The organism is Acidobacterium capsulatum ATCC 51196, from assembly GCF_000022565.1.
Classification (GTDB): Bacteria; Acidobacteriota; Terriglobia; order Terriglobales; family Acidobacteriaceae; genus Acidobacterium; species Acidobacterium capsulatum.
The window spans coordinates 57264-75933 of the sequence record NC_012483.1 but is presented as its reverse complement, the minus strand read 5'-3'; the positions used below and the strand labels follow the sequence as shown (position 1 = coordinate 75933).

The window sequence follows — 18670 nt, the reverse complement described above, 5'->3', positions numbered from 1 at the left end:
GATTGATTCTAAACGAGTTTCACGCCTAATGTCGCGCAACTTATTTAGAATCTGCAACTTCCAGGACGTTAATGGAGATTTTTTCTGAGCGCCAGGGGCCATCCCAGGCCCCTGGAAGCGCGCCGGAGTGGCTCCCTCTTCTTGAGAATTGAGCAAAAAAGAATCGCTCCCGGCCGGGAGCGATTCCTCTTCTTTCTATTCTTCCTGCTGACAGCGTTTTGCCGGGCTACTTCGCCAGACGCTCCTTGAGGGAGTGGCTGAGGGCGAGGTCGATGAGCGTCTTCTGCTCCATCTCGTGGGCCTTGGCCGAGCCGGTGGCCGGCGAGGCGGCGGCGGAGCGCTTGACGCTGAGCACCTGGCGGCCATGCGCGAGGCGGCGCAGGCGCGGCATCACGAAGGAGAGCGCGCCCATGTTCTCCGGCTCTTCCTGCACCCAAACGATCTCATGCGCGTTGGGGTGCTGGTTCATGGCGGCGATCAGTTCGGCCTCGGGCCACGGGTACATCTGGTCGAGGAAGAGGATGCCTGTCTTGGTGTCTTGCCGCTTCTGGCGCTCGATGCGCAGCTCATGCCCGATTTTGCCGGTGCAAAGCAGCAGACGCTCGGCGTTCTCGATCTCCGTCTCAGGCACCACCGGCTGGAAGCGCGGCTGGGTGAAGGCATCGATGGGCGAGACCGCCGCCGGATGGCGCAGCATGCTCTTGGGTGTGAAGACCACGAGCGGCTTGCGCCACTGGCGCATCGCCTGGCGGCGCAGCAGATGGAAGTATTGCGCGGCGCTCGACGGCTGGCACACCTGCATGTTGTCTCGCGCGGTCAGTTGCAGATAGCGCTCGACGCGCGCGCTCGAATGCTCCGGCCCCTGGCCCTCATAGCCGTGCGGCAGCAGCAGCACGAGGCCGCTGAGCAGGCCCCACTTGTCCTCAGCCGAGCTGAGGAACTGATCAATGACAATCTGCGCGCCGTTGGCGAAGTCGCCGAACTGCGCCTCCCAGAGCACGAGCGACTCAGGAAAGTCGCGGCTGTAGCCGTACTCGAAGCCCATGACACCGGCCTCAGAGAGCGTGGAGTTGTAGACGTCAAACTGCGCCTGCCCCTCGGCGAGATGGTTGAGCGGGATCCACTGCTGCTCATTCTCAATGTCGGTGAGCACGCTGTGGCGATGGTTGAAGGTGCCGCGCTGCGTGTCCTGGCCGCTCATGCGCACGGGAATTCCCTGCCGGAGCAGCGAGCCGATGGCGATGGCCTCGGCCATGCCGTAGTCGAAGGGGCGCTTGCCGTGGCCCATCTCCAGACGCTGCTCCAGCAGCTTCTGAATCTTGGCATGCACGTGAAAGCCCTCGGGCGCGCGGGTGACGCCCTCGGCAATGGCGGCGATCTCTTCGCGGGTGAGGCCGGTTTCCACCTCGTACTCCGCTTTGTAGGGGCCGCCCTTGTAGGCTGACCAGTACTCCGGCAGCCTGGCGACGACCGGCTGCTTGTCGAGCTTTTGCGCGGCCTTCTGCGCCTCGCCAAACTCGGCCTGCAGTTCCTTGACGCGCGCGGCCACATCGGCGCCAATGTGCTTCGCGTAAATCTCGTAAAGCGGCGGGTGCTCTTTGATGCGGGCGTAGCGCAGCGGCTGCGTGATGGTGGGGTCATCCACCTCGCTGTGGCCGTGGCGGCGGTAGCCGATGAGGTCGATGACGACGTCAGAGCGGAAGGTGTAGCGGTACTCCGCGGCCAGCGCGGCGATGCGCACGACGGCATCGGCATCTTCGGCATTGACGTGGAAGATGGGAATCGGCAGGCGCTTGGCCATGTCAGAGGCAAAGCGCGAGGAGTTCGACTCTTCCGGCTCGGCGGTGAAGCCGATGAGGTTGTTCACAATAATGTGGATGGAACCGCCGATGTTGAAGCCCTCGACATAGGCGAGGTTGAGCGTCTCGGCCCAGATGCCCTGCCCGGCAAAGGCCGCGTCACCGTGGATGGTGACCGGCAGCACTCCAGCATGGCCGTCACTGCCGTCGGCGCGCTGCATGCGCATCTGCTTGGCCTTGGCGCGGCCGGCCACGATGGGATCGACGGCCTCAAGGTGGCTGGGATTGGAAACCAGATGCAGCGAAAGCGTGGAGCCGTTGCGCATGGGCAGCTCCGCAGTGGCGCCCTGGTGGTACTTCACATCGCCGCCGCCGAGAATGCTGCGCGGATCGACGTCTTCAAACTTGGCGAAGATGTCAGAGGCGGACTTGCGGAAGGTGTTCACCATGACGTTGAGGCGGCCACGATGGCTCATCCCCATCACGCTCTTGGTGGCGCCCAGTTCGGCGGCGCGGTGCAACAGCTCCTCAAGAAATGGAATGAGCGAGGTGACGCCCTCAAGCGAAAAACGCTTGGTACCGAGATAGCGGGACTGAATGACCTGCTCGAAGATGTCCGCGCGGGTCAGGTCGTCGAGAATGCGCTGCTGCACCTCGGGCGCGGTCTTCTCTGGATCGCGCTCAAGACGCTGCTGGAGCCAGCGGCGGCGCTCGGCGGAGGGAATGTGCATGAACTCCACGCCGACGGTACCGCAGTAGTAGCGGCGGGCTTCGTCAGCCCCGGGGCCTTCAGAGACTTCGCCATCGATGGGCGCAGGCGCAAGGTACTGGCCGAGCGGGTCAAGCTGCGCCTCAAGGTAGCCCCAGCGGCGGTAGTGATCAAAGATCTGTTCGCGTTGAAAAGTGGCGGCAACTTCAGTCGGGTTCGGTTCCAGTCGGGTAGCACTCATATTTAGATAGGTACGGGTGCGAAAGAGTCCCTTGCTTGACCCGTAACACATCATTCTACGCCGCGCATCGCCCACGTGGGGTGATGCGCGGCGGGATAGAAAGGGATTCGTCACAAAATGGGACGGCGCGCATCCATTTTGTCAACCCGCGCTCAGCGCGTGAGCTTAAGCAGCACCACTCCGTGAGCGGGAACCGTGACGGTATAAGCGCCATGATGGGCATGCACGGTTTTGTGCCGCCACAGGTCGCGCAGATGCGCGTGCGGCGGGAAGTTGACGACCGAAAGCTGCAGCGTCATGGAGTGCGGCTGCGTGTCGCGGTTGAAGAGGCCGACGGCCTTGGCTCCGCCGGTGAGAGGCTTGGCCCAGATTTCGAGCGCGCCATTCTTTGAGACGCGATCCCCTTCCCTGCCCAGGCGGTCCTGATCGACGGCGATGACCTCGCGGTTGGTGAGGATGGCGAGAGTAGCCGGCGACATGTGGCTGAGATCATTGCCGGCGATGAGCGGCGCGGCGAGGAGGGCCCAGAGCGACATGTGCGTGCGATACTCCTCATTGGTCATGCCGCCGTTGCCGACTTCGAGCATGTCGGGGTCATTCCAGTGACCGGGGCCGGCGTATTTTGCGAGTCCCGCCTGGCCGAAGCCAATGGTGGCCATGCGGGCGTAGTTGTCCTGAATGTCGCCGGTGGTGCGCCACAGATTGCCGCCGACGCTGGGGCCCCACTTCCACACATCACCAATGCCGTACTGGCAGAGGCTGAAGACGATGGGACGGCCGGCGGCGGCGAGGGCCTTGTACATCTTGAGGTAGGCGGCCTGTTGCATGGCGAGAGCCTTGGCAGGATTGTTGGCGGCCTCTTTGTGCATGATGCCGAGATAGCTGCACAGGTCGTACTTGAGATAATCGACACCCCAGCGGGCGTAGGTCTCTGCATCCTGCTGGACGTGACCGTAGCTGCCCTCATAGCCCGCGCAGGTTTGCGGCCCGGGCGAGGAGTAGATGCCGAACTTGAGGCCAAGCGAATGGACGTATTGAATCAGGCCCGGCATGTCAGGGAATTTGCTGTTGGGATGAATGAATCCCTGCGCGTCGCGCTTGCCCTGCCAGGTGTCGTCGATGACGATGTATTTGTATCCGGCGGCGGCCATGCCACTGTCAACCATGGCCTTGGCAGCGGCGCGCACATCGGCCTCATCCACCTTGCCTGCGAAGTGATTCCAGCTATTCCAGCCCATGGGCGGCGTGGGAGCCAGTTGAGCCGCGGTGGGGTAGGGCTTGTTCTGTGCAGGGAGAGCAACGGCCGTGACGAGCGCCACGGCGAGCACCACGGCGCAACGCAGGGCTTTCTGTGATACCGCTTTCATTTTCACTTCAGAGTCCTTTCAAAGGCAGCTTGGTTTATGCCCTTGAAGTGTAGAGGGGCAGGACGGCGCGAGCAAGCGTGCCCCCCCAAAAACTAATCCGGTTTGAGGTTGAGAGTTTGATCTGTTGTGGTTCTCTTGGAAGTACGAGAGGAGAGCCGCGAGATGGGCAAGAAGGGTCACAGCGAGGAAGAGATTCTGCGGATGTTGCGGGAGAGCGTCACCTGAGCTACAGTAACCGCAAATTCGCCTGTGAATACAGGCCGCACCGAACCATCGCAAGCCGAAAGCGCCATCCCCTTCTGGCTTAGGAATGCCAAGCGGGTCAACCAAGAGAAACTCCAGTTATGACAGGCAGGAGCTGCGGGGCAGCTCAAAACCCTTCCATTCAGAGACAATCCTCAGTTCTGAAATTCCAGTCCGACGCTGTTATAGTATAAAAGTCGAGCCAAGGCAAGAATGAGGAATTCATGGGCTCACTCCATACAACGCTAGGCATTTAACTAAGAACAGGCTTTCGCCCAAAAGCCTACCCCATCCACTGCGTCAAGCTTTTGGGCTCAAGTCAATTCGCTGTAAGGCGTTCGACGCTTTGAAGCACTTTTCAATGAAGTTTTTAAATAGCAAGACGTCTGTTTTCTGGTTTTGTGCTTCGTATCTTCTATGATTGGGTCGGCTAAAAGCTCCTTGTGTACGGTTACAGCTTCTGTTGTCCTGTATAACACTCCCGAATCTCAGTTGAGGCGATTGCTGGATTCCGCCCTCAAGTCTTCTTTGCGCCTGACAGTATATCTGGTAGACAATTCTCCTGTTCCCGCTCGTCACCCGTACTTAGATAATCCACAGGTGATTTACATCCGCGCGAATAGGAATAACGGCTACGGGGCTGGCCACAACATTGCCATGCGGCGAATTCTAAACAGCTCGGAATTTCACTTCGTCCTAAATCCAGACATCTATTTCGATCCCTTCGAGTTGCAAAAGATGGTCGAGTTTATGGCTGAAAACCCGACGGTCGGCCAGCTGATGCCGAAGGTGGTCTATCCAGACGGGGCCTTGCAATACCTTTGCAAACTGTTGCCGAGTCCTTTAGACCTTTTATCACGACGCTTTTCGACCGTGCCGCTTCGTTGGAGCGGACGCCGGGCAGCGGGGCAATTTGATCTCAGATTTACCAACTACGACCGAGTGATGGAAGTACCCTATCTCTCTGGGTGTTTTATGCTTTTCCGTACTTCGGCCCTTCAGCAAATTGGCTTGTTCGACGAGCGTTTCTTCATGTATCCGGAGGACATCGACATAACACGTAGAATGCACGCGGAGTATCGGACCGTCTTCTTTCCTCACGCTACTGTCGTTCACGATCACGCCCGGGAGTCCTACAAGAGTACTCGCGCTCTATGGGTGCATCTTTACAACATGGCTAAATATTTCAACAAGTGGGGTTGGATCTGGGATCCTGAGAGGGAGAAGGTCAATCGCGCCACCCTTCAGCAATTCGAGTCTGTTGCCAATCGCCCCCCGGGGGATACGGCTTCGGACTGAAATATAGCGCTCCACACTTAGCTCTTCGACAATAGGCTTTTAACGGCGGCCACCACTGTCTCGGCAGATATCGAATTCATACAATAAACCTCCGGTTGGCTGCAGGTCGCGCGCCCGCAAGGCTGACAAGAAAACCTGCGCTCATAGATCGGGAGCACGCTACTATTGCGTCCGATGATAGTATCCGGGGCTGACTTCCCAAACAGCGCCACTGTAGAAATTCCGAGATTCTGGGCAAAGTGGGCAGTTCCGCTGTCCATGGCCAGAACGACTCTGGCACGCGCGATTGCGATAATAGCCTCCTCAAGTGATCCTGAAAGGAAAATGATGCCTCGATTATCAGGAAGGACACTCCGCATCCTTTGAAGATCCTGCGGAAGTCCAAGTACCGCGATAGTGAGCTCCGGCGGAAGGCTCTGAACCAGTGCGCTGTAATGCTCATACGGCCAGGTACGATTAGAGGCATTGGCACCTGGATGAATCAGGACGTCATACATGCGGGGCTTGGTTTTTTCACTGTCTATTTTCGGCAGGAACTTTACCCGAGGCAGAGGCACATCCAATTTTCCGTCGGCCTCCATCATCATGAAGGCCCGCCACTCTCGTTCGTATAGTGGAAGGTCTCGATCAATGGGAACGCGGATGTCGAATAGCCAAGACAGGTGCTCACTGTCTGCGGCAGCGATCTTGCCGTTACGCCAAAGCGCAATCTTTGTAAGCCACAGAAGTAAAGGAATTTTCCAGCTAGAAGCCTCCCTTGGACCATGCGGGGAAATCCAAACAAGGTCTGCCGGAATTTTAGATGCGATCCGTAGAAACCGCCCAAGTGACCGAATCCCTCCCGAGACCGGAAGCGAAATAAGCTCCAAGTTGGCCACCTCAGGTCCGAAATCGAGGAGGCTTACGAACTCCTCCAGCATCATTCCTGGGAAGAGAAGGAGTTTTACACTATGTCCACAACGCAATTGCTCTGATATCACAGGTGCCGCATTGAGGAGATCCCCCATCCCCTTGAACGCCGCATAGACAATGGTTTTACCTGTAGTGCAACAGGAAGGCTGCGCCAATGAAGAGGCACTTTTGCCCAAATTTTCGACTGATTGATTATTTGCCATGGGAACAATAACTCAGGTATGAAGTCTGTCACGAGAAGCATCAACCGATGCTTCGCTTAGCGAAGGTCGAATGCGAGGCAAGAGGCGAAACTTTGGAAGTCGCAAAACCGCCTGAACACCAAAAGCCAATACAAGCGACTCCGGCAGCAAATAGCCAGCGCCTAGCGGAATGAGTTGAATGCCGGAGAAAAAGGCGAGTAGCAAGAGATTGCCCGGGTTGGGGTCGGTTCGTATTCTCCGGACAACGCATGAAGTTGCCCATCCGCCGAAGGCAGCGAACATAGCGATATATACAATAGCGAACGGACCAAAATCAGCATATTGAATCCCAACTCCAAAATCAGGCGATCCAACGTCTCGCCACGCGGAGGCTGGGAAATATCGTCTGGTAAGAATATAGCTTCCATATACCGTGGGTTTACTCGGAAAAATAGCACGTGGAATTCTTGAATAGATTTCATTTTCTACGGTAATTAGACCAAAATACACGGGATGATCGGGGTCATCGATTACGAGAGCGGCCGTCCTATTGTAATCAGCATATTTGGCGAACCCCTGTATTATATCGCCTGGTTCAGCTATCCCGAGAAATACGAACGCTGTACATGCTAATGCACCACCTACCGCAATAAAGCGCACAGCTTCGCCTAGCCTAAATGGACGATCATCTACATATACCCTGAACAGTATCCAGAACCACACAAATTGAACCAACTCGCCTTTACTGCCGTGCTCTAAAGAAAGAGCCACCACAAGCAGCCAGAAGAGGACATCGGCAATCCTATTCTTTTCTTTTCGAAAGAAGAAGAGAGCGCCTGCTATATTCAGCAACATGGCAGACCCAAAGAAGGTTATACCGAAACCGCGGCGGGTTTTCAGGTAAATCTCTCTTGGATCAAGAAGATAGGCATGGAACTGAATCAGGACGGGAAGGAATACCGCTATTGCGAAGAAAAGAACCAGCCAGTGGCCGATGCGAACCTCTGGACGTTTGCCACGACAGCCTATCGCAGGCGTTTTAATCCACCTGTAGACCAGGGCAGGAACAACCAATTGTGCGGTCTCCGCAGCTAAGGTATATTGCCTGGCATAAGTACTGGATTCAGTACCGAACATCATCGTATAGAGCGTTGGAAACAGAAAAAGGGCAGGAACGCTAAGTGCCACCGATGGTGTCATCCAATGAAGGAGACTACGATCTTTTCTGCTGACCAGCAAATAGCCGCAGAAGATGACAGCAAGATAAACGGCTACAGCCAGCATTTGCTGCTTCCAGGTAGAGTGGCTTCCAACGGCATCAAACTAATAGCTCCTAACGACCGGCAATCGAAGCTCAACCTATTCATACACCGATTGGCCCTTTCCCGTTTCAGCGGCCAGATGGACCACGCACTCGGCATCCTGCAGGACGCTGATCGAAGCCGCAAAGATTACGACTCGATGGCCTAGAAGACCAGCAAACATATTCGCCCAGTTTCGATAAGCCGCGTTTGAGTTTGTAGCAGCCAAAGAAAAATAGCCGATCCCTAACAGAAGAACCCGATAGTACAGGAACCCTGCGCTGCAAAAAGAATTGTGCTTAATCTCGCGAGCGCGCAGTAGCGTAATCAACGTTGGGACTGCGAGAATAATTAGGAGAATAAAATCCATATTTTATCCGCGTTGACGCGTCATAGTCGCGTCTTCGCGCCTTCTTCGCCCGCGAACCCCGAGCTAATACCCAAAAACACCGCTCGGGCGTTTGCCTTATGCCCTCGAACAATGCGCTGAACACAGCTTGCTGCTGCCGCGAGAAGGACCGTCCCTAGAGCAAATGGATAGAACTTCCTAGTAAACAGAATGCGATTTCGAGTCGCATAATATTCGGTCTTTATTGGCTGCAATGCCGATTGCCGTACTGTACCTATACTACCGCCTTCTTTATGGAATACTACCGAATCCAGGGAAACGACGAGGCGCCACTTGCCCCTGGCGCGAGTCGCCCAATCGATTTCCTCGAAATAAAGAAAGTAGCATTCATTCATCAAGCCAACGCGCTCAAGGAAGAACTTTCTGACCAGCATCGAGGCCCCAACCACGTACTTCATATTTGCCTCTACGCTCTCTTCGCGGGGCAATTGGCTGGACATCGGGCCCGCGCCAAGATGATGTACACGCGCAGTCCAGAGATTGTACGATGATCCGCCGAGGGCTTGCACCTCCTCGGGTCTGTTGTAGTACAACAGCTTCGAGCCGCAGATGCCGGCATCGGGCCGCGCTTCCATTCTGTTTACCATCGCGGACAGCGCCTTCGGGTGAACGACCGTGTCATTGTTCAACAGCCAGGCGTACTCGAAGTTCGGGTCCGAGAGGGCCACGCGCAGGCCTGCATTGTTTCCGGCCGCGAATCCTGAATTGCTTCCCGTCTGAAGGAGGAACAGTCTTTCCTGGCGCGAGACCACCGAGAGCTGATCTGCCGGACTGACGTCCAGGTATGGGATTGGCTTGCGAACTGGAGGGGTCGAGTGGCAGGCAAGATCGGGATTACCGCACCCCGCCATCAATTCCCCCCTGGCCCAGGCAGCGATGTGGCCCAGTGAACCATCCTCTGATGCGTTATCGCAGACAATCACTGCAAAATCCCGAAATTCAAGCCGAAAAACGGACTCGAGACACTCGATCGTGTCCCGCCATCCGTTCCAGTTCACAACTATGATATAGACTTGTGACATTGTTATCCTGTAATGCAACAGGTATAAATCATAATAAAGGGCGCCACACTACTTTTTCAAATACAGGGATGATCTATTACCCATCTGCGTAAGATGGCCTCACCCTGGACCGGGATAGCTCAACGTTATCAACGGCGGTTATCTTTCACGCACTTCCTCTATTTTATAAGTGATTGCAAACACAGGAGAGTTCCCTCTTGTTTCTCATACTTTTGATATGCGTGAGACGCTGTCGCCCTCGCTTATCTTTATGCTAATAAAATATCTTCGAGCCTCCGAACGGAACGCTCCCAAGTGAACTCTCTGCTGATGCGATTTCCTGCGACTGCTATCCGGTAGCAGTGCTCAGGATTATTGACAAGCTTGAGGATTGCGTCGGAAATTGAACCGGTAGATCTTGCTTCAACAACTTCCGCGGTTTGCGCGGGGATAGCATATTCCTCAGTTCCAGATTGAGTTGTAACTACAGCAAGACCACATGCCATCGCCTCGAGTGGAAACAACGGAAAGCTTTCGTACCAGGAGGCACTCAGCAGGATATCGGCCTCCCTATAAGCTGAACTCAACTCGGGAGGAGAAAGAAATCCTAATGCGTGGTAGGAGGCGATATTATTTCCCGGGGGAAGCAGTGCCTTTCCATAGACCCTCCATTCAATGTTGATATCAGGGGCCATTGACCTGGCACGCGCCACAGCCTTAGCCATATCAAGAAAGCCTTTCCATTCCGCATTTCTCCCACCGTAGCTGATTAGGACAACCTTGTCAGGTCTAATCCGTTGCTTGGGTTCACCCCAGAAGACTTTATGATCAATCGCGTTTGGGCATAGGTCTACATCATAATCACCAAGCTCTGACCTGAGCTGATTTAGCAGCCACGAGGAATTCGCCACCAATCTGAAACCTAAATGATAGCTTTGCAAGGCAAGAGTTTTAGCTCCCTCCGAATCTTGCTTTTCTGTTGCAAAATAGGGCTCATAATGCTGCGCAAAGTAAAACTTCTTACCGCCGAGTAGCGCGGCTGGGCGTGCCGTCTCAAATGAAGTTGCGATATTGATATCCGCGGCTGGTACAACGGTACGAATGTAGGACTCGGCCAAACCAGAGCGTACAAATTCAGTAAAAACCTTCGGATACATCATCAAAAGGCTTTCGGCCAACCTGCGCAATTCTTCCACTGGGACAACTCGCTGACGCATACCGACTTTTCCGAACTCCAGTAAAGCCCTACCCAGTGTCGCTCCCCGGTTGCGACCAGATCGAGTCAGAACAGGAAAGTTCTTACCTGGAAACCAACAGGGTTGAGGCGACGGCAAGATTGGAACAACTGATACATCATGCCCTCTAGCTGTCAAGCCGCGAGCATATTCAAATATGCACCAGATACCACCTGTAAACGAGTGCTTGGAGAGAGGAGGAACTAGGAAGTTAATTTTGGCCACTGGGCTTCCACCTGAATCAGTGTAGTCTTTGGAATTGGGCACCGGCACCAAGAGCGAAGCGGTTTTCGTTCGTGGCTGCGCAACCTGCCACATATATATTACAGTAACGATCTTGAGCTATACGCCAGGTAAATGATGCGCCCATCCTGCCTCCCCAATACTCTATATCTCTGAGGGCCTGGGAATATCTATCACAATCCTCTCGAGATGACCGCATTTACCCTAACGAAAAAGCGATCCTGACTGCGGCAGCAATGCGTTCGGCGAGAACACTATCGCAAGCCGACCCCGACCACATCAGCTTTGAGCATCGACCTCGCGACTATTAAAAACGTGAATTCCCTGCCGTTCAAGGAGTACAAACATGGCGAAAGTAACGGAAACCTCCGTTGCCAGGACGGACATGCCGGCCCCTGCGGCTCCAAAGATGTGAATCAGTGGAACGGCAAGGATAATATTAAAAACGCCTGCCAAAATCAGAATCCGACTAAATTGCACGTCAAGACCGAATGGAATCATGGTTTGGACTCCGAATATATTGCTGAGCGCTATCACGAAGGGGAGGAAGGCAATCCAACGCAGGACAGGCGTACTCCCGATGGCAGCATGCCCGAAAGCAAGTGTAGCAATCTGCCTCGCAAAAATAAGCATAAGGGCAGAGGGCAAAAGAGTAATTGCTCCTATCCATTTCAGCATTTCGCGGGTAAACCGCAGTGCCCGCTCTCTGGACTGTGAGACCAATTGATTCACATGAGGGAACACGGCCTGCGCAACCGGAACTGTAAGACCTTGCATCGCGCGAATTAATTTATCTGCCGCGCTGAAATATCCGGCCTCTATGTTTCCGGCGATCAGGCCTACCAAAAATACATTGGTATTGGCATACAAGCTGACCGCGGCCGTGGAAATGAAAAGGTGCCAGCCCTCTACCAGTGCGGTACGCAAATCCTGCCGGCGTGGGAGACGGACCTGTATATGAAAGCGGCCGAAGGCCAACACGAATCCAATAGCTCCACCAACCAATGTGCCCAGCGATTGAATGGTAATCGCGAGTAAAGCGTCCTGAGGACGGTGAACGAAGGCGAAGAGAGCGATGGCGGCTGCCAGCTTTGAAATCCCAATAACAACCGAGATATAACGCATTCTCTCGATGCCCTGAAAATACCAGACCGGAAAGAGCGTATTCCCAACAACCGCGAGGTATGCGGCAAGAAAGAAGGGCGCATTATGATGAAATCGAGGTACGACTGCTATGACTATGCCAGCAACCACTGCACCGAGTAACAGGAGTGCTAATTTGATAGTCAAGACAGAACAGAAAATGCGCGAAATGGCCTCATTATCGTCGCGCTGACGCGCGATGTCGCGGGTGGCAGAGAAGCCGAAGCCATAATCAGTCAAAATTGTAAAGTACTGGGCAAACGACTGGGCGAAGGCCATCAATCCGTACATATCGAGGCCCAACACACGCACCAGATACGGCAAGACGGCAATCGGAATAAGGTAATTCAGCCCCTGGAGGACATATAGCGAGATGACGTTATCGGCGAGGCGGCTACGATCCCCTTGGCGCGTGTTCTCAGAATCCGCCCCATCTGTGCCCTCTTTGCCGTTCCGAAGGGATTGTCCAGCTTTTTTATCCTTAAGCATCAGGCCAATTTCCGCTCCAGCAGGCAGTCCAGGCAGACAATGCAGTGCGGTTGAGCTCAGCTTCAAGAAAAATATGGCTGCCGGATCGGATCATCAACTGGATTGTAATTGATATACATCCGAACCCTCTGTCTTTGCCCGGCTCAGGCGAGCCACATGTAATCGGCTGCTGCTGAGAGAGCAGCCATACGGGCGACTGAGGAATGCCCGATTTACACGCTATCCGCACTCATGCTCCGATATGTGGATCCTTGATGGCAGGTCCGGCCCCTGCCCCCAAAGCTCTGAACGATCTCTTCTTCCCTCCGATGCGGCGATTCGGCTGGCACTCCACGGCCAGGGAAGCGGCCGGGATTGAGAACTACTCCCGGCATTGCAACCGCCATACCCTGGGGGCAGGCTTGTGAGGACCGGAGGAGACCTGCGCACGGAGACTGAACTGCGCGTGCACAGAACCCTGCCAATAGAGATGCGCTCTTCGGACCGCACTCCCGAGTACCCGGCTGCCGCGAGGACAGTCCGCTTAGAGAAAAACCAAGAAGAGACCAGTACAAACGCGCACCGCTCCAGCCCGAGGCATCGAAGCCGGCAGAAGAACGTAAGCCCGGAAGGGCGGCATTGCATTCCCCATAGCTTTGCCAGTAAACTCGTTATGGCCGGACTTGATCTGCGCGCTTGCGCGGATCTGCCCCGGCGGCAAGACGTTGCAGATCGTTATGCGCTGAGCACATCCCACTGCCAGCCACCAAGCTTCCGGGAAGATCTTGCCCGGCGATAGGTGAAAAGCAAAGGGAGACCAGAACGGACACCGGCGCGTCCCGCATGGAAGTGACTCAATCAGCCTAAACAGCAGGCTGGTGAAAAACGATTAGTCCGATAGCGGAGAGGTGGCAGAGCCCGGTTGAATGCACCTGACTCGAAATCAGGCATACCTTTACGGGTATCGGGGGTTCGAATCCCTCCCTCTCCGCCAGCATCTCTCTCGTCTCAGAATTAAGAATCAACGTGAGCCAGCCCTGCATGGGAGAGTGGTTCGAATTCTGCATTTCCTGTTTTCCAGACAGATTGCAAGCACTACCGAATCATCTGGCCTGCGACGCCAGGAAGGGTTTGCGCGCTCTCGATTGCGAGAGCCTTTTTGCTGTGCGCGGTTGTCGTGCAAATATGAGACTGGCCGCGTTGCGTTCATATTTTCCGGTATGGACGTTCAGCGAGTTTTGCGTCACAACTGACGTTAGAGCACTTATGATGGTCACCAATGAAATCAATACGCCTACATGTGCTCGGCTTGTCTCTTGCGGGGCTGACGCTGACCTGGAATCCGGCTGTCGTGGCGCAGACGAATCCGAACCAGAAGGCCGCGGAACTGGAGCAGCAGGGACGGTACGCGCAGGCTGAAGCGCTCTGGCGTGCGTGGTTGCAACAGCATCCAGAGGATGCCGTGGCTTATGCGCATGCCGGCGAGTTGGCGGAGCGGCAAAATCACATTGCAGACGCCATCGCGGAGTATCAGAAGGCGATGGCGATTGCACCGGCGATGCCCGGATTGCGGCCTAATCTTGGGCTCATGTATTTCAGAAACGGCAATTACCGGCAGGCCATTGCGATGTTTCAGCCAATGCTGAAAGAGGACCCCAAGAGCGAGCGCATTGTGCTGCTGATGGGCATGTCACATTACGGGCTGGCTCAGTATGCCGCGGCGACTCCGTATCTGAAGCAGGCGGCAGAGCTGGATCAAAATAACCTGACACTGCTGCTGACGCTGGCTCATAGCTGCCTCTACGCCAGGGACTACAAGTGTGTGCTGGACACCTTTCATCAGATTATTGCCCTCGATCCGCAGTCGGCCCAGGCTCACATGCTGGTGGGCGAGGCACTCGATGAGATGAAGGACTGGATTGGCGCGGAACGGGAGTTCAGGGCGGCGATCGCTGCGAACCCCAAAGAGCCGAATGTTCACTTTGGATTGGGATATCTGTTGTGGACACGGAGCCAGTACCCGGAGGCAGCCACGCAGTTTGAGGCGGAACTTGCGAATGATCCCGGAAACTTTCTGGCGACGCTTTACCTTGCCGATACGGATCTGCGCAGGAGCAAGCCGGACGATGCGTTGCCGCTGCTGAAGAAGGCTGTCAGGATGGGGCCGGGCAATGCGATGGCGCATCGCGATTTGGGCGAGGTTTACGCGGACTTGAATGACGACGCGAAGGCCGTGGCGGAGTATCGGGAGGCGGTGCGGCTGGCACCGAAGGACACCAATGCCCGCTGGCGGCTTGGACGTCTCTATCGCAAGATGGGAATGGTGGATGCGTCGAATGCGGAGTTCAAGAAGCTGCAGGGCCTGCAAAAAGCCGAGAACGAGCGACTGCTGCAGGTGATGTCAGAGGCGCCGGATGGGAAGTCCAAGGCGGCCGCGCCAGCACAGACACAAAAAAAGTAAGGCCGGAGCATAGACTCCGGCCTTCCCAGTCATGCAAGTTGATTCAGCTCAAGGCTGATTAAAAGTAGAACTTGGCTGCGAGTTGGATGCGGCGCGGTGAATGTCCAGCAATCACCTGCCCGTAGCTGGGGTCCTGGGTTCCAACATCGACGCCGTCGAAGTTAGAACTGCCAATGCTGCCGGGGCTGCCGAAGCTCTCATGGTTGAAGGCATTGAAGAATTCACCACGAAGCTGGAACGAATCCCCATTCAGGATCTTGATGTTTTTGACAGCGGCCAGATCCCAGTTGTCATACCCGGGGCCGAGCATGCTGCCACTGCGCTCGGAGCCAAAGTGATTGACGGCAGTGGCAAAGGATGAGGTGCTGAACCACTCCCCTACCTTCTTGTACATGTGAACCGGAGCGATTTGGTCCGGGCGAGGCGCGATGCCTGCCGCTCCCATGCCGAGGCCGGTATTCAGACCGCTTTGATCCCAGGGTCCGAGCGGCTGAATGAGCGAGATGGAACTGCCGGAGGTGAAGGAGGTAATGCCTGAAACCTCCCATCCGCCCAGCAGCCTGCCCTTGAGGCCATGCTGGCCGCGGAAGAAGGGCAGATCGTAGACGTAATCGGCAGTGAAGATTTGCGGCGTGTTGTAGGTCGATGGACCGTAGTCGAGGCTGAGGTCATAGGTGTCTGTCGCCACGTTGCTGCGGTCAGAGGAATTGGTGGTCATGTCTTTGGAGTAGGTGTAGGCCATGCCCAACTGCAGGCCGTGGGATTGATGGTTCACGCTGATCTGCAGCGAGTTGTAGTTATTGGTGAATATGGGCACACGGCTGACAATGGCCGCGTAGCCGCGATAAGGACGGATGTAGTTCACGCTGGAGTTCGTGGGCGCGGTCTCGCGGGCGGCCACGGTGGGCTGGTTCAAGTCGACTTCACCAAGAAGGTGACGCGCCAGGTTGCCGACGTAAGCCACTTCCACAACGGTGTTGGGCAAGAGCATATGCTGCACCGAGACATTGAAGTTGGCGTAGTTGGGCACCTTGAATGCGGGCGTTCCTGTGGCAGTGATGTTATTGGGCCCATAACTGACAGCGTTTGATCCGCTCTGAATGTTGTCAAATGAACCATTGAGGATAGTGACCTTCTGCGCGAGCGGAGGGTTGTTGAAGGCATTCTGCTCCCAGATGCCGTCGAGCAGGCGATCGTAGAAGATGCCAAGGCCGCCGCGAATGACGGTCTTTCCATTGCCCCTGACGTCATAGGAGAAGCCAAGACGAGGAGCAAAGTTGGCGTTGTAGTTGGGATTGACATAGCGGTTATAGGGAGAACAGGAGGACAGAGGTGCAATGGACTGCGCCTGCGCGCAGGCAGCACCTTTGGGAAAAATGAGGCCGTTGGTGTAAGTGGCCGGGAGAAGCGCGTAGCCGTTGATAGATTGTCCGGGAAGGAAATTGCCGGCGTTTTGGTCTGTCGCTGCATTTCCACCATCGATCTGCGGAGCAAAGAGCGGGCTGAAAAATGCCGGATCGAAGTTGGAAAGGGTGTTGTTCACATCGGTGGGTGATGGGAAGCGGCTCCAGCGGACGCCCAGGTTCAGGGTGAGACGGCGGGTTATGTTCCAGTCATCCTGAATGTACGCCTCAAGATTGGCAAAGTGCAGGTCAGGCACGATATCCGGCAGCGTCTGAGTGAACGAAGCCACGTTGCCCACGAGGAAGTCACCCCACGAATTGAAGCTGAAGCTGGGATCGCCATTCACGGCATTTTCGGTCTTGACCATCTGCTGCAACTGGAAGCCGGTGCGGATGGTCTGCTTGCCGAGAGACAGCGAGAGATTGTCGAAGAATGTGCGGTCGAGGTTGCGCTCCTTGTATGGGGACGAGCCGGGGTTGAAGCCGGTGACTCCGATAATGCTGACGGCTGGGACCTTGCCATAGGGATCGGGCGTCCATTGGTTGGTCAGTTCGCTATTGATCTTGGAAGAGGTTGCGAACTGGCCCGGCTTGATATTCGCGGCGATGGTGCCCTGCGACCAGGCAAACTCAAACTCATTGACCGCCTTGGGGCTGATGGTCCATGTGAGGTTGGCTACAACGTTCTTGCCCGGGGAGTTGTAGGAGGTGTCGGTGAGGGTGGGGTAATTGGAGCCGGCCCACAGGCCCTCAGGATCATCGGAAGGCATCGTGTCGTTCAGGTATCTCGCGAAGAAATGCAGCTTCTTTGTGAAGTACTCGTCGACGCGCACGATGTCATCGCGGTAGTTGTTCAGCGCGCTGTATGAAAAAGTGTAATTACCCCCGTCATTGGCGGGGAATTTGTCAAAGACGTTGGTCAGATAGACCTTGGAATTGCTGCTATAGCACTGCGACGAGATTTTCGTGGTGTTGGAAGCAGGATCATACGTCGTACAGTTGGCGGGTGCATTGGTAAAGTCGCCGGGTACGATGCCCTGCAGTTCTGCCTGGGAGGCCGCGGGCATGGTATCGCCGCCGGGCGTGCTGGTCTTGCGCCATTCCTCTGCCCAGAAGAAATAGGTTCTCTTCCTGCTGGTGTTGTAGAGCTTGGGAATGAAGGCCGGGCCGCCAATGGTGAAGCCGTAAACATTGTGATGGTTGACCGGGTTCTTGTTGGGCAGGCCATTCTCTGCCTGCTGGCGCTTATTAAACCATTCGTTGGCATCGAGCATAGTGTTGCGCACATACTCGTAGGCATCGCCATGAAAGTGACTGGTGCCCGCCTTGGTCTGCACCAGCACCTGGCCACCGCCAGAGCGGCCATAGCCTGCATCGTAGGTGCCGCGCTCGAGTGTGAATTCCTGAATGGCGTCGACGTTGGGCGAGTTGGTGACGGTCGTATTCGAGCCCGTATCGTTGATGTCCGCTCCGTCAATGGTCCAGTTATTGGCGCTGGTGCGGGCACCATTGACTGACATTGCGGTGTTACCGGCGTTGGTTTCGTCGCCCATCTGGTTGACGACGCCCGGCTGAAGCGTGACGAGCTCCTGAAAGTTGCGGCCGGCGAGCTCCAGCTCGTGAATCTGCTTGCCGGTGAGCGTGCCGGACTCGGCTGCGCTTTGCGTATTGACCGCCACGGCAGAAGCGTTGATGGTCACGGTCGTGCTTGCGGAGCCGACCTTGAGAACTGCATTGAGGCCGCGTTTCTGGGCAACGTTCAAGACCACGTGCTGCGCCTGAAAGCTCTCAAAGCTGGTGGCGGTAATGGTGACCGTGTAGGTTCCGGCTGAGAGATTGGTGATGGAGTAATTGCCGGTCGCATCGGATTGGACCGTGCGGCTTACGCCTGCAACGCCATCCTCTGTAACGGTGATGGTTGCGTTTGGAATCACAGCGCCGCTCGAGTCCGTTACGACTCCGGAGAGCGTTGCGGTGAGCACCTGGGCGCGCGCGGCCAGCGGGTGGAGCATGCACATAGCCAGCAAGAGCGACAGAAAAATGCTGCCAGAGTTCCTGAAGAATTGACGCGCTGAACTGAAGCCTTCGAGCGAAAGAGGGCCGGTTGGTCCCTTTCCATCGCAAGTTCTCATCACATACCTCCTAAAATTTCCGATTTGCAATCCTGATGCATGAACACACCCGGCCGTTGGGGCCGGTCCCACTCCCTCTGCCGGGGAGTTATGGCGACCGAGAGAAGTACTGCAAACCTGCG

Annotated in this window: 10 protein-coding genes and 1 tRNA gene; 3 read left to right on the top strand and 8 right to left on the bottom strand. The window is 55.8% G+C overall.

What is annotated here, in order from left to right; translation table 11 throughout:
- Nucleotides 1–226 precede the first annotated feature (226 nt).
- Entirely contained in the window at nucleotides 227–2749 is a 2523-nt protein-coding gene (locus ACP_RS00260) for a 2-oxoglutarate dehydrogenase E1 component (protein ID WP_052294626.1), read from the bottom strand.
- Nucleotides 2750–2901: 152 nt separating this feature from the next.
- On the bottom strand, nucleotides 2902–4116 hold the full coding sequence (locus tag ACP_RS00255) for a glycoside hydrolase family 27 protein (RefSeq protein ID WP_052294625.1): 1215 nt from the start codon (nucleotides 4114–4116) through the stop codon (nucleotides 2902–2904).
- Nucleotides 4117–4776: 660 nt separating this feature from the next.
- Here ACP_RS00255 and ACP_RS00250 point away from each other — a divergent pair.
- Nucleotides 4777–5658: a glycosyltransferase family 2 protein gene (locus tag ACP_RS00250; RefSeq protein WP_041839733.1), complete on the top strand. Its 882-nt coding sequence runs from the start codon at nucleotides 4777–4779 to the stop codon at nucleotides 5656–5658.
- Nucleotides 5659–5675: 17 nt separating this feature from the next.
- Here the strand turns inward: ACP_RS00250 and ACP_RS00245 are convergent, their stop codons facing one another.
- From ACP_RS00245 to ACP_RS00220, 5 genes are all read right to left on the bottom strand, one after another.
- A complete protein-coding gene (locus tag ACP_RS00245) occupies nucleotides 5676–6773 on the bottom strand; it encodes a glycosyltransferase family 9 protein (protein ID WP_083770463.1) in 1098 nt (365 codons plus the stop codon).
- Nucleotides 6774–6785: 12 nt separating this feature from the next.
- Nucleotides 6786–8036 (bottom strand): hypothetical protein, encoded by a 1251-nt coding sequence (locus ACP_RS00240; protein WP_012680456.1) that lies wholly within the window; start codon nucleotides 8034–8036, stop codon nucleotides 6786–6788.
- 407 nt (nucleotides 8037–8443) lie between these two features.
- Nucleotides 8444–9484 carry a glycosyltransferase family 2 protein gene (locus tag ACP_RS00230; protein WP_012680455.1) on the bottom strand — a complete coding sequence of 347 codons (1041 nt, stop codon included), beginning with the start codon at nucleotides 9482–9484 and terminating at the stop codon, nucleotides 8444–8446.
- Nucleotides 9485–9732: 248 nt separating this feature from the next.
- Nucleotides 9733–10680 carry a glycosyltransferase family 4 protein gene (locus tag ACP_RS00225; RefSeq protein ID WP_041839121.1) on the bottom strand — a complete coding sequence of 316 codons (948 nt, stop codon included), beginning with the start codon at nucleotides 10678–10680 and terminating at the stop codon, nucleotides 9733–9735.
- Between the two features lie 540 nt (nucleotides 10681–11220).
- Nucleotides 11221–12639: a flippase gene (locus ACP_RS00220; protein WP_148214949.1), complete on the bottom strand. Its 1419-nt coding sequence runs from the start codon at nucleotides 12637–12639 to the stop codon at nucleotides 11221–11223.
- Nucleotides 12640–13454: 815 nt separating this feature from the next.
- Between ACP_RS00220 and ACP_RS00215 the strand changes: the two genes are divergently transcribed.
- Nucleotides 13455–13546, top strand: a tRNA-Ser gene (locus tag ACP_RS00215).
- Between the two features lie 285 nt (nucleotides 13547–13831).
- On the top strand, nucleotides 13832–15013 hold the full coding sequence (locus tag ACP_RS00210; RefSeq protein WP_012680452.1) for a tetratricopeptide repeat protein: 1182 nt from the start codon (nucleotides 13832–13834) through the stop codon (nucleotides 15011–15013).
- 58 nt (nucleotides 15014–15071) lie between these two features.
- Here ACP_RS00210 and ACP_RS00205 read toward each other — a convergent pair whose 3' ends face one another.
- Nucleotides 15072–18428: an outer membrane beta-barrel protein gene (locus ACP_RS00205; protein WP_169305878.1), complete on the bottom strand. Its 3357-nt coding sequence runs from the start codon at nucleotides 18426–18428 to the stop codon at nucleotides 15072–15074.
- Between the last annotated feature and the right edge of the window lie 242 nt (nucleotides 18429–18670).